At 73.0% G+C, this 12786-nt stretch carries 12 protein-coding genes; 10 read left to right on the top strand and 2 right to left on the bottom strand.

Annotation, left to right across the window (positions count from 1 at the left end):
• Nucleotides 1-28 precede the first annotated feature (28 nt).
• The gene (locus DEJ28_RS14695) at nt 29-898 is read right to left on the bottom strand and encodes a UbiA family prenyltransferase (protein WP_111116998.1); all 870 of its coding nucleotides are present in this window, start codon (nt 896-898) and stop codon (nt 29-31) included.
• A gap of 85 nt (nt 899-983) precedes the next feature.
• Between DEJ28_RS14695 and DEJ28_RS14700 the strand changes: the two genes are divergently transcribed.
• Nucleotides 984-2342 carry an MFS transporter gene (locus DEJ28_RS14700; RefSeq protein ID WP_146248913.1) on the top strand — a complete coding sequence of 453 codons (1359 nt, stop codon included), beginning with the start codon at nt 984-986 and terminating at the stop codon, nt 2340-2342.
• Here DEJ28_RS14700 and DEJ28_RS14705 read toward each other — a convergent pair.
• Nucleotides 2302-3210 (bottom strand): DMT family transporter, encoded by a 909-nt coding sequence (locus tag DEJ28_RS14705; RefSeq protein WP_111117000.1) that lies wholly within the window; start codon nt 3208-3210, stop codon nt 2302-2304. The genes DEJ28_RS14700 and DEJ28_RS14705 overlap by 41 nt on opposite strands.
• A gap of 70 nt (nt 3211-3280) precedes the next feature.
• Here DEJ28_RS14705 and DEJ28_RS14710 point away from each other — a divergent pair, with 70 nt between their 5' ends.
• From DEJ28_RS14710 to DEJ28_RS14750, 9 genes are all read left to right on the top strand, one after another.
• Nucleotides 3281-4129, top strand: coding sequence for a LysR family transcriptional regulator (locus DEJ28_RS14710; RefSeq protein ID WP_111117001.1), 849 nt, complete (start codon nt 3281-3283; stop codon nt 4127-4129).
• A gap of 54 nt (nt 4130-4183) precedes the next feature.
• The gene (locus tag DEJ28_RS14715) at nt 4184-5467 is read left to right on the top strand and encodes a histidine kinase (RefSeq protein WP_111117002.1); all 1284 of its coding nucleotides are present in this window, start codon (nt 4184-4186) and stop codon (nt 5465-5467) included.
• Entirely contained in the window at nt 5455-6135 is a 681-nt protein-coding gene (locus DEJ28_RS14720) for a response regulator transcription factor (RefSeq protein WP_111117003.1), read from the top strand. Before DEJ28_RS14715 ends, DEJ28_RS14720 begins: the two co-directional genes overlap by 13 nt.
• 86 nt (nt 6136-6221) lie before the next feature.
• Entirely contained in the window at nt 6222-6656 is a 435-nt protein-coding gene (locus DEJ28_RS14725) for an excisionase family DNA-binding protein (protein ID WP_111117004.1), read from the top strand.
• A gap of 37 nt (nt 6657-6693) precedes the next feature.
• Entirely contained in the window at nt 6694-7260 is a 567-nt protein-coding gene (locus tag DEJ28_RS14730) for a PIN domain-containing protein (RefSeq protein WP_111117005.1), read from the top strand.
• Between the two features lie 45 nt (nt 7261-7305).
• The gene (locus tag DEJ28_RS14735; RefSeq protein WP_111117006.1) at nt 7306-8130 is read left to right on the top strand and encodes a fructosamine kinase family protein; all 825 of its coding nucleotides are present in this window, start codon (nt 7306-7308) and stop codon (nt 8128-8130) included.
• Nucleotides 8131-8400: 270 nt separating this feature from the next.
• On the top strand, nt 8401-10473 hold the full coding sequence (locus DEJ28_RS14740; protein ID WP_111117007.1) for an ArnT family glycosyltransferase: 2073 nt from the start codon (nt 8401-8403) through the stop codon (nt 10471-10473).
• A 35-nt stretch (nt 10474-10508) separates the two neighbouring features.
• A complete protein-coding gene (locus tag DEJ28_RS14745) occupies nt 10509-11231 on the top strand; it encodes a response regulator transcription factor (protein ID WP_111117008.1) in 723 nt (240 codons plus the stop codon).
• The gene (locus DEJ28_RS14750; RefSeq protein ID WP_284180749.1) at nt 11228-12745 is read left to right on the top strand and encodes a sensor histidine kinase; all 1518 of its coding nucleotides are present in this window, start codon (nt 11228-11230) and stop codon (nt 12743-12745) included. The genes DEJ28_RS14745 and DEJ28_RS14750 overlap by 4 nt, the downstream gene beginning before the upstream one ends.
• Nucleotides 12746-12786 lie beyond the last annotated feature (41 nt).

A 12786-nucleotide genomic window follows, 5' to 3' on the forward strand; every position in this document is an offset into this window, starting at 1 on the left:
GCGGCCCGGTTCCGGCGACGCCCCGGCGTCACGCCACCAAGCGCGCCCCGGCGAGCCCGAGTTCCACGACGAGGACGAGCGACGAGGCGATCACGAGCCGGAACAGCACGCGCGAGGCACGGCCGGCCAGCACGAGCCGGATCCCGACCGCCGCGAGCACGACCACCGCGAGCGTCCCCGCGAGCGCGAGCACCACGCCGCCGCCGCGCACCGGATCGTCCCCGAGCAGTTGCCCGCCGAGCACGAGCAGCGCCGCCACGACGAGCGACGCGAACGCGGTGACGCCCGCGCCCCGCAGTCCGAGCCGGTGCGGGAACCCGCGCACACCCGTCGCCGCGTCGTCCACCAGGTCGGGGAGCACGTTCGTGCAGTGGATCGCGACGCCGAACACCGCCCCGGTCGCCAGCGCCCACCACGCCGGCCAGGCCGCATCGGGGCCGGCCGACACCGCCACCACCGGCAGCAGCCCGAACGCGACCACGAACGGCACGACGGACCAGACCGTCCGCTTGAGCCCGGCGTCGTAGGCCCACCCTGCGGCGACGAGCACGAGGTGCGCGACGGCGGCGACCGGTCCGAGGAAGAGCGAGAGCACGACCGCGACGGCGGCCGTGGCGAACGCCGCGGTGCGGACGGTCCCGACGGCGACGAGGCCCTGTGCGACGGGCTTGTCCGAGCGTCCCACGGCCCGGTCCCGGTCGGCGTCGATCCAGTCGTTCGCCAACCCGATCGACAGCTGCCCGGCGACGACCGTCAGCGCCACGAGCACGACGAGCCACACGGGGTGCCCGACGGCGGCGGCGATCACCGCTGCGAGCACCGTCACGGTCACGGTGGGCCCGGGGTGCGACGACGCCAGCAGCAGACTCGGCAGGGAACGACGTCGACCAGCGGGCATCGGCCCAGGCTACGGGTGCGGGCCGGGGAGCACCCGGCGGACTTCCTGAGGAGGTTCCGGCGCAGCGCGGCCTACGGTCCGATCGGTGACCACGGCCGACAGCACGACCACACCGGGCAGGCGCGGGTTCCTCCGCCGGATGACGTTCGCGTGCGCCTGGGGTGAGGGCCTCGACGGCTTCGACCTCGGCGTCATCAGCGTCGCCCTGCCCGCCATCACCGCCGCGCTCCACCTCGACCCGGTGCTCGCCGGGCTGATCGGTGCGAGTTCCCTCATCGGCATCTTCATCGGCGCACCGCTCGCCGGGTGGCTGACCGACCGCTTCGGCCGCCGGCGTGTGTTCACGGTCGACGTCGTCGCCTTCATCGTGCTCGGCCTCCTGCAGGCCTTCGTCGCCGACGGGTGGCAGCTGTTCGTGGTGCGGGTGCTGCTCGGCGTCGCCATCGGTGCGGAGTACTCGATCGGCGCCGCGATGCTCGCCGAGTTCGCACCGTCGAAGGACCGCGGCCGGCGGTTGTCCGGCCTGCTCGTGAGCTGGTACGGCGGGTACCTCGTCGCGGTCGTCACCGCGTACGTGCTGCTCGACTGGGTGGGACTCAGCTGGCGCTGGGTGCTCGTCACGAGTGCCGTGCCCGCCGTCGTCACCGCGATCGCGCGCATCGGGTTCCCGGAGTCACCGCGGTGGCTCCTCGGCAAGGGCCGCGAGGACGAGGCCCGCGCCGTGGTCCGCGCCCACCTCGGCGGGGACGAGTACTTCCGGCAGGAGCAGTACGCCGCCGAAGAGGCCCGCCCCGGCGGGTACCGCGTGCTCTTCGCCCCGGGCAACCGTGGCCGGCTCGCGTTCATCTCGCTCTTCTGGGCGTGCAACGTCGCCCCGTACTTCGCGATCTTCACCTTCGCGCCGACCGTCCTGAAGTCGCTGGACCTGTCGAACGAGGCCGCCGGCACGATCACCGTCAACGCGATGGCCGCCATCGGCGCCCTGGTCGGGATGCTCACGATCGAGCACCTGGGACGCCGCCGGCAGCTCATCCCGCCGTTCTGGATCATGGCCGTCGCGCTCGGTGTCGTCGGGTTCTGGGGCTCCGCACCGGGCATCGTCGTGGTGCTCTGCTTCGCGGTGTTCTCGTTCATGAACGCGCTGCAGGGCAACCTCACGGCCGTCTACCCGATCGAGGTCCTGCCCACCGAGGTCCGTTCCACCGGTGTCGGGTTCGCGGCGGCGTGCAGCCGCGTCGGCGCCGCAGCCGGGACCTTCCTGCTGCCCGTCGGGATCTCGTCGATCGGCATCGGGGCGTGCATGCTCATCGCCGCGGCGATCTGCGTGGCGGGTGCCGTGCTGTCCCAGGTCATGGCGCCGGAGACCACCGGCCGCGGCCTGCACGACACGAGCACCCAGCCGCTCAGGCAGCAGCAGCCGTCGCGGGTACGCGTCGGCGGGTGAGGACCCCGGACGCCAGCGCGATCCCGACCAGCACGACGAGTCCCCCGACCGGTTCGTTCCAGCGCACCCGCTCGCCGAGCACGAGCACCCCGAGCGCGACCCCGACGATCGGCGTCAGGTAGGTGACCGTCGACGCACGCCCCGCTCCCCACGCCTGGACCAGGCGCGTGTTCCACGCGTAGGCCAGCCCCGTGCCGACGCAACCGAGCGCGACCATCGCGGCCACGATCCTCCAGTCCAACTGCACCGGACCGGTGGCGATGACGGGCGCGACCAGCAGGAGCAGGCCGGCTGCCAACGTGAGCTGCACCGTCGCGAGCGTCACCGGGTCGTACGCACTGGTGACCGCCACCCGACGCAGGTAGGCGAGCCCGACGCCGTACGACGCGGTCATCCCGAGCAGGGCGAGCTGCCCGGGGACGCTCGCGAGCACCGCCGGGTCGCCGATCACGTCCCACGGTCCGACCAGGACGAGCACGCCGACGATGCCGAGCACGATCCCGACCACCTGCCGGCCGCGGAGCCGCTCCGACGGGATGAGCACCGCGAGCGCCGCCATCGTCATGATCGGCGTCGTCGCGTTGTAGATGCTCGCGAGCCCGGACGGCACGGTCTGCTCGGCCCAGGCCATGAGCGACGACGGCAGCGCGTTGAGGAACACCGACACGACGAACAGGTGTCCCCACACCCTCGGCTCGCGGGGCCAGCGACGCCGGGTCGCGAGCAGGATCAGCACGAGCGTCACGGCGCCGAGGACCGTGCGGACGGTGGCGACCTGCTGCGGGGCGAGCCCGTCGAGGCCGATCTTCGCGAAGAGGAAGCTCGAGCCCCAGGTGAGTGCGACGAGGAGGTAGAGGACGGCGTTCATGTGGCCTAGTGTCGACACCCACAGCGCATGCGGCAAACGCATGTGGTTCATGTCCCCATGAGGATGACGCATGACCGTCTCGGTCCCCCAGCTCCGCGCGTTCGTCGCCACCGTCGACGCCGGCTCCTTCACCGGTGCCGCCGCGACGCTCGGCGTCGGACAGTCCGCCGTCTCGCACGCCGTCGCCGGTCTCGAACGCGAGGTCGGCGGCTCCGTCGTCCGCCGTGGCGCCGCCGCAGCCACCACCCCGCTCGGTGACCGCCTGTTGGCACACGCCCGCAGCGTGCTCGCCTCGGTCGACGCCCTGGAGGCAGTGGTCCGGCCCGCAACGGCGCGCGGCACCGTGCGCCTCGCCGCCGTCCCCACCGTCTGCCAGGGCCTGCTGCCGCGGCTCCGCGAGCTCTGGGCGGTGACCCTGCCCGACGTCGACGTGCAGGTCTACGAGGGCGACGACGACGAGATGCCGGAGTGGCTCGAGGCCGGCACCGTGGACGCCGCCGTGCTGGTCGACCCGACCCCGGTGCCGGACGGCGGCGTGGTCGTCGCGCAGGACGAGATGGCCGCCGTCGTGCGCCGAGACCACCCGCTCGCGGACCTGCCGGCGCTGACGCTCGACGACCTGCACGAGGACGGCCTGGTGGCCGGCGGCGGAGGCTGCGAGTACCAGATCCAGAAGCTGCACGAACTCGACGGGCAGCCCTTCCGCTACGCCCACCGGGTGCGGGAGATGAGCACCATGTTCGGGATGATCGAGCGGGGCGAGGGCGTCTCGATCGTGCCGACGCTCGGCCGGGTGATGCTGCCGCCGGACCTCGTGATGGTGCCGATGGCGCGCCGACTCGAGCGGACCCTGGTGCTGAGCGGCCCGTCGTCGCGGGAGTGGCACCCGCTCGCGCGCGCACTGGTCGATGCGGTCTGAACCTCCGACCTTCGGCGGATCCGCTCGGCGCCGCGGGTTCCTAGGCTCGGTGGCATGACCCAGACCGTCACGCTCCCGCGGGCACCGCTCCGACAGCGGGTGTGGTCCGAGTCCTGGCGTCTCGCGGTCGCTGCGCTCACCGGGCTGCTCACCGCCGCCCTGGTCTGGCCGACGATGGACACCCACGGGTGGAGCGACCTGCACGTCGGCGGCCTGATCCTCGGCGACCTCGGCGCCGGGGTGGTCGCGCTGGTCCTCCTGCCGTTCCGGCACCGCGCACCGCTGGTGATCACGGTCGTCATCGTCGCGCTCAGCGCGGTGTCGACGCTCGCAGTCGGTGCGGCCGCGCTCGCCCTCGTGTCGCTCGCGACCCGGCGTCGTGCCGCGGAGATCGCGGTCGCCGGCGTGGTGATGCTCGGCGCCACCGTGCTCTACGACGTCGTGCTCGCACCCGACCAGGCCACGCCGCTCTGGCAGATCGTCGTGATCGGCGCCGTCGGCATCGCGCTCCTCGTCGCGATCGGCATCGGCATCGGGCAGCGCCGTGCGCTCCTGCTGTCGCTCCGTGAACGCGCCGCCCTGCTCGAGCGCGACCAGCAGCTCCGCGAGGACCGCGCACGCGAACAGGAGCGCGCGCACCTCGCCCGCGAGATGCACGACGTGCTCGGGCACCGCCTCTCCCTCGTCGCCCTGCACGCCGGGGCGCTCGAGTACCGCGGGCCGGGGCTCACGCCCGACGAGACCGTCGCGGCGGCGGCGGTCGTCCGCGCCGAGGCCCACTCCGCACTCACCGACCTGCGCGACGTCCTCGGGGTCCTCCGGGACACGCACGGCCCACACGGTGACGACGTGACCGGCACCGCGCCCCCGCAGCCGGTGCTGCTCGACCTGCCCGCGCTCCTCGACGAAGCGCGGGCGGCGGGCACGACGGTCCGGTCGTCGATCGACGACCGCACGGTGGCAGCGCTGGGCGACGTGCCGACGGCGGTGGGCCGTCACGCGTACCGCATCGTGCAGGAATCGCTCACGAACGCTCGGCGACACGCGCCCGGCCAGCCCGTCGACGTGACGCTCGACCTCGTGCCGGGGCCGGCGGTCCGGGTCCTCGTGACGAACGCCGTCGCGACCGGGACCGCTGCGCCCGCCGACGGCGGGACGGCCGGGCACGGGCTCCGCGGGCTCGAGGAGCGTGCCCGTCTGGTCGGCGGGACGTTCCGGGCCGGCGTGGGCGGCGGCAGCGCGGGGTCCGGCAGCGCGGGGTCCGGCAGCGCGGGTCCCGGCAGCGTGGGGTCCGGCAGCGTGCACGTCGTCGAGGCGGTGCTGCCGTGGACGTCGTGACCACCCCGATCCGCGTCGTCCTCGTCGACGACGACCGGCTCGTCCGCGCCGGCCTCCGACTCCTGCTCAGCGGCGACGACGGCATCGAGGTGGTCGGCGAGGCCGGCGACGGGCTCGAGGCGGAACACGTCATCGCGGCGGCGGAGCCGGACGTCGTCCTCATGGACATCCGCATGCCCCGGTGCGACGGACTCGTCGCGACCGAACGGGAGCTGCGACGCCGGCCCGACCTCGCCGTGCTGGTCCTGACGACCTTCGAGGGCGACGACCTCGTCCTCGGCGCCCTGCAACGCGGCGCACGTGGCTTCCTCCTCAAGGACACCCCGCCGCACGAGCTCGTCGAGGCCGTGCGGACGGTCGCCGCCGGACGCTCGATCCTGTCGCCCTCCGTCCTCGACCGGGTGATCGCGTTCGCCGCGGGGTCCCACCCCACCGGCACCGACGCCCGAGGGGACGGGTCCGCCGAGCGTCGACTGCTGGCGCTCCTCACCGAACGTGAGACCGACGTGGCCGTCGCGGTCGCGAACGGGGCGTCGAACGCGCAGATCGCGGCGGACCTCTTCGTGGGCCTGGCGACGGTCAAGACGCACATCGGGCACGTCTACGAGAAGTTCGGGGTCGACAACCGGGTGCAGCTGGCGTTGATCGTGCACGCGGCCCGGCGCTGACACCCGAAGCCGATCGGGGTTGCACTTGCAACTGCAACCCCAGTAGCCTCATCGGGACCAGAACCGCGGAACGAACGGATCACTCGATGCGCCCGACCACCACGATGCAGGACGTCCGGGTCGACGAGGTCGCTCGAGCAGAGGCGAACGAACTCCTCGACCGCGCCGGGGATCGCCAGGTCGACTCGATCGCCGTGCGGTTCGACGACGGGTCCACCGTCGAGCTCCCCCGACGACTCGCACGCTTCGTCTCCGAGGTGCTCGAGAGCATGGCCGCCGGCGCTGGCGTGGCGACGAGCGTGCTCCCGTCGGAGATGACGACGACGGTCGCGGCCGACGTGATCGGCATCTCTCGCCCGACCCTCATGAAGATGATCCAGAACGACGAGATCAGCGCCCATCGCGTGGGCACCCACCACCGACTCCGGCGTGCGGACGTCCTGTCCGCGCGGACGGCGCGCGCCGAACGCCGTGCAGCCGCCGCCTCGGAGCTCCTCCGCGCTGGTGAGGCCTTCGACTGATCCGGTCAGGCCTGCCGAACGGTACCGTTGGAATGTGATGCATCAGCGGGTGTTCGTCGACGCGAACGTGTTCTGCAGCAGGACCTTGCGCGACTGGACCTGCCTCCTGCGCATGCAGACGGACGGGATGTTCCAGCTGCACACGAGCGAGGACGTCCTCGCCGAGGCATTGCGCACACTCCGACGACTGCGTCCCGACCGGTCGGGCGGCGCAGTGACACGTCTCCGCTCGGCGATCCTCGCTTCGATCGACGAACTCGTCGGCGAGTTCGACGCGACGATCGGGTACGAGGGAAGCGATCCGGACGACCGTCACGTCCACGCCGCTGCGGTCGCTTGCGGTGCGCATGTGCTCCTGACCGAGGACCGAGGACTCGAAGCACAGACGCGAGCGCCCTACGAGGTGCATCGTTGTGACGAGTTCTTCACGCTGGTCGACGACTCGGCTCCGTGGGCGGTGCGAGACGTCGTCCGTCGACAGGTGGCCTACTGGGCCGGTCGGCCTCAGGCGGAGCGCCGAGGGCTCGCCCGGGCACTCCGCGAAGCGGGCTGCCCGACGTTCGCGGAGCGCGTCGAACGGCACCTCCGGTTCCTCGCCGGATGATCGAGCACTGAGTGCACGACGAGTCAGGCTCGGCAGGATGGGGCGATGGCCGAGACGCACCAGAAGACCTTCACGGACCCGCACGAGGCCGCCGCCGAGGCAGCCGGGCTGGCCTGGCTCGCCGACGCCGAGCCGACCGGCGGCACCCGGATCGCGCGGGTCCTCGGGCGCCCGAGCGCGACGGTGCTCGACCTCGAACGCATCGACGACGGGTCACCGACGGCGGCGCAGGTCGAACGGTTCGGGCGGTCCCTGGCGCACACCCACGCCGCCGGTGCGGACGGTTGGGGAACACCGTCGCCGGGCTTCCCGACGGACGGCGTGCTGCGGATGGGGCGCTCGGGCACGCCGTTCGTCGCCGCGGCGGAGGCACCGGCCACCTGGGGCGAGTTCTTCGCCGAGTACCGCATCCGTGACTTCGTCCGCCGGATCGTCGACCGCGGCGGTCCCGACCACGGCTTCGGTCCTGACGAGGTCGCGCTGTTCGAGCGGGTGGCCGACCGCGTGCAGGACGGGACGCTCGGGTCGCCGCAGCCCGCGCTCGTCGGGGATCGGCCGGCCCGGCTGCACGGGGACCTCTGGGCGGGGAACGTGCTCTGGCCCGGTGACCACTCCGAGCCGACGGGCGCCGTGCTCATCGACGCGAACCCGCACGGCGGCCACGCCGAGACCGATCTGGCACTCCTGGCGCTGTTCGGGCTCCCTCGGCTCGAGACCGTCCTCAGCGGCTACGACGCGGAGTCCCGCCTGGCCGACGGCTGGCAGGAGCGGGTCGAACTGCACCAGCTCGCACCGCTGCTCCTGCACGTGTTCCTGTTCGGCGGGTCGTACCGGGGCGCCGCCGTCCGGGCCGCGCGCCGGTACGCCTGACCTCGCACCGTGCGAGGGAGCGACGCTCCCTGACCTCGCACGGTGCGAGGGAGCACGTGAACGGTGCGAGGTTCCGGTGTCCGTGCGAGTGAGCGGACCTCGCACCGAGTGCGGAACCTCGCACCACACGAACGCCCACACGCACACGACACGCACGCGCCCACGCCCACACCCACACCCACGCCCCCCCCCCCCCCCGCCTCGCACTCCTTAGGCCGCGCACAGCCACCGCATGGGCTCGTTCGGGGAACGCCCGGAATCCTCACTGCCATGACCACCTACCCGATCCCCGTGACCGATCGACCGGGCCGCGCGCACAGTGACGCGCGGGATCGGCGTCGAAAGCCCCTCGCCCGCCTGTTCCTCGGCGAACGCGAGGACGCCCGCTGGCTCCGCCCGGCGTTCTGGGCGCTCCTCGTCGTGACCGCCGTGGTCTACCTCTGGGACCTCAGCGTCTCCGGGTACGCCAACAGCTTCTACGCCGCGGCCGTGCAGGCCGGCACGAAGTCGTGGGAGGCGTTCTTCTTCGGCTCGCTCGACTCGTCGAACTTCATCACGGTGGACAAGCCCCCGGCGTCGCTCTGGGTGATGGTGTTGTCCGCGCGGCTGTTCGGCTTCTCGAGCTCCAGCCTGCTGCTCCCCCAGGCACTCATGGCCGTCGGGTCGGTCGCCCTGGTGTGGGGAACGGTGCGGCGCACCCTGACCCGCCTCGGCTCGACGACCGCGAACGTCGGGGCGCTGCTCGCCGGCTTCGTCGTCGCGGCCACCCCGGCGGCAGCGCTGATGTTCCGGTTCGACAACCCGGACGCGCTGCTCGTGTTCCTCATGACCGCGGGTGCGTACTGCACGGTGCGGGCGCTCCCGACGGGCAGCTGGAAGTGGATCGCCCTCGCCGGCGTCGCCCTCGGCTTCGCCTTCCTGACGAAGATGCTCCAGGGACTGCTCGTGCTGCCGGCGTTCGGCCTCGTGTACCTCTTCGCCGCCCGCACCGGTTGGGGCAAGCGTGTGATCGGGCTGCTCATCGCTGCCGGTTCCCTCGTGGTCGCGGCCGGGTGGTGGGTCGTCGCCGTGGCGCTCTGGCCCGCGGCGTCCCGCCCCTACATCGGCGGCTCCACGAACAACACCGTGCTCGACCTCGTCTTCGGCTACAACGGTCTCGGCCGGATCTTCGGCGGCACGGGCAACGGCGGCGGCGGCACGACCGGCGGCACGGCGGGCTCGTCGTTCGGCGGTTCGACGGGCCTCGACCGCCTGTTCTCGTCCGAGATGGGCCTCGAGATCTCCTGGCTGCTGCCCGCGGCCCTCGTCGCCCTGGTGCTCGGTCTCGTCGTCGTCGGGCGTCGTCACCTGGCCGACCCCGCCCGGGCCGGGCTCGTGCTGTGGGGCGGCTGGCTCCTCGTCACCGGACTCGTCTTCTCGTACATGTCCGGCACGATCCACCCGTACTACACGGTCGCGCTGGCCCCGGCGATCGCCGGCCTGGTCGGCACCGGAGGTGCGCTCCTCTGGCACACACGCGAGCGCTTCACCGGTCGCATCGGCCTCGCCGCGATGGTCGGCATCACGGCCTTCTGGGGTTGGTGCCTCCTCAACGAGAACCCGACGTGGCTGCCGTGGCTCCGCTGGGTGATGCTGTTCGGCGGGCTGCTGTCCGCGGCGGTGATCGTGATCGGCAGCGTGCCGGAGCTCCGGAAGCTCGTGACGGTCGGTGTCCTCGCCGGCACCCTGTTCGGGCTCATCGGCACCACCGCCTACGCATTCGCCACGACGACCGTCGCGCACTCCGGGTCGATCCCGAGCGTCGGTCCGGCAGGCAGCAGCTCCGGTGGGACGGGTACCGGTGGCACCGGCGGTGGGCCTGGAGGCGCGGGGGGACCGGGTGGGACGCCCCCGTCCGGTGCGACCAGCGACAGCGGCGACGCCCCGGAGATCCCGGAGGGGACGACCGGCGAGGCCCCCGAGGGGATGACCGGTGGCACCGACGGCGGCATGGGAGGCGAGGGCACGACGACCTCGTCGGCGCTGCAGAAGCTGCTCGAGGCCTCCGACACGAAGTGGGCGGCCGCGGTCAACGGATCGCAGTCCGCCGCGCAGCTCGAACTCGACACCGACACGGCGGTGATGGCGATCGGCGGCTGGTCGAGCGACCCGACGCCGACACTCGCCGAGTTCAAGGCGTCCGTCGCGGCCGGGGACATCGGGTACTACATCGGCTCCGGCTCGGGCGGCGGCATGGGCGGCGGGTCCTCCACCGCCTCGGCGATCCAGGAGTGGGTCGCGGCGAACTACGAGTCGACGACTGTCGGCGGGCAGACCGTCTACGACCTGAGCAGCTCGAAGTGATCGACGACGGGGGCGCGGTGGATAGGCTCCGGGACATGGCCGCGCAACCGCTGCGGCGCACCGACGGATCCCCCGTCCGCGCCCTCGTCGTCGATGACGAACACGCCCTCGCGGACGCCGTCGCCCTCGCGTTCGAGGGCGACGGCTGGTCCGTGCAGGCGGTGCACCGGGGCCGCGACGTGCTGTTCGCGGTGCGGGAGTTCCAGCCGGACGTGATCGTCCTCGACGTGATGCTGCCCGACATCGACGGGTTCGAGGTGCTCGAACGGCTGCGGGACGCCCGGGACGACGTGCGGGTGCTGTTCCTCACCGCGCGGGACGCCCCGGAGGACCGGCTCGCCGGGCTCACGGGCGGCGGCGACGACTACCTGACGAAGCCATTCGGGATCGAGGAGCTGCTGGTCCGGGCCCGCATCCTCGCGCGGACCTCGGCCCGGGTCGCCGCGACCGGCGGGGCGTCCGAGACGACGGTCGGCGACCTCCGGCTCGACGAGGAAGCCCGCTCGGTCAGCCGTGACGGCGTACCGATCGAGCTCACGCCGACCGAGTACGAGCTGCTGCGGCACCTCGCCCGGAACGCGAACCGGGTGCTGTCGCGGGAGCAGCTCCTCGCGAACGTCTGGGGGATGGACTTCGGCACGTCGTCGAACCTGGTGGACATGTACGTGTCGTACCTGCGGAAGAAGCTCGACGCCGGACGTGAGCCGATGCTGCAGACCGTGCGAGGCGCCGGATACGTGCTCCGGCCGACGACGTGAGCCGACCGGCGGGGGCGACCCGCGCCTCCAGGCGGTCCCGCGTCCCCTCGCTCCGGTGGCGGATCGTGGCAGCCGTGGCGCTCCTGCTCGTCGCGACGAACGTCGTCGTCGGGGCCGTGACCGTCGTCGCGTTCCGGGGGTACCTGGTCGACCGTCTCGACGCCGAACTCGCGACGGCCGCGAACCGGACCATCGGCGGACCGGACGACGGACGACCACCGCCGTCCTCGTCCGGTGACGACAGCGAGCGTCCCGATCCCGACAACGCGTTCATCGGCGCTCCCGGCCAGGCGGCCGGCACCGTCGTCGCGATCTTCCGCGACGGCGAACTCGTCCTCGGTGGGTACACCGACAGCGAGGGACAGCAGCACGGCCTGACCTCCGCGCAGCGGACCGCCCTCGCCGCCGTGGACAGCGACCGCGACCCGGTCGCCGTCGGCCTCGGGAAGCTCGGCACGTACCGGGCGCAGGCGATCGGCCACGACGGCGACGTGTTCGTCACGGCGCTTCCCCTCGGCGACCTCGACGCCGCGATCGCACGGCTCCTGCTCGTCATCGGGATCGTCACGGTCGTGGGACTCCTCGTCGCGGCGTGGGCACTGGCACTGCTCGTCCGACGGTCCCTCCGCCCGCTCGAACGGGTCGCGGCGGTGGCGTCCGACGTCACCGCGCTCGACCTGGAGCGGGGTGACCCCGACATCCCGGGCCGCGTCACCCCTGCGGACCTCACCGCGAACCGCGAGGTCGGGCAGGTCGGCACCGCACTCAACCGGCTGCTCGGGCACGTCGCCCGCGCGCTCACCGTGCGCCGCGACGCCGAGTCGGGCATGCGCACCTTCGTCGCCGACGCCTCCCACGAGCTCCGGACGCCGATCGCGACCGTCCGGGCGTACGCCGAGTTGACCGCCGCCTCCTCGGACGTCGACGCGATGCACCGCAACGTCGAGCGGATCGGTCGCGAGGCCGTGCGCATGGGCGACCTCGTCGACGAACTCCTCCTGCTCGCCCGGCTCGACACGGCGGCGATGTCCTCCGCGGATGCGCCGCCGGCGGTGGTCGCGCCCGTCGACCTGACGTCGCTGGTGGTCGAGGCCACCATGGACGCCCGGGCCACCGCGCCGGGACACCGGTGGACGCTGCAGGTCCGGGGCGACCACCCGCTCGTCGTGCCGGGTGACGAGGCGCAGCTCCGACGGGTGGTGACGAACCTGCTCGCCAACGCGCGGACGCACACGCCCTCCGGCACAGCGGTCGTGGTGTCGCTGCAGCGGGTCGCTGACGGATTCGTCCGTTTCGTCGTGGCGAACGACGGGCCGCCGATCCCCGCCGAGGCGCTGCCGGTCCTGTTCGACCGGTTCACCCGCGGCGAGGCCTCACGGTCCCGGGAGCACGGCACGAGCGGGCTCGGCCTCGCGATCGTGCGCGCCGTGGTGTCCGCGCACGGCGGTTCGGTCCGCGTCGCGTCGGAGCCCGGGCGCACGGCGTTCACGGTCGATCTGCCCGCGGCCCCGTGACTTCGCGACGCCGGGGTGCACACTGGACGCATCCGGACGAG

It is taken from the genome of Curtobacterium sp. MCPF17_002 (assembly GCF_003234115.2).
GTDB lineage: Bacteria > Actinomycetota > Actinomycetes > Actinomycetales > Microbacteriaceae > Curtobacterium.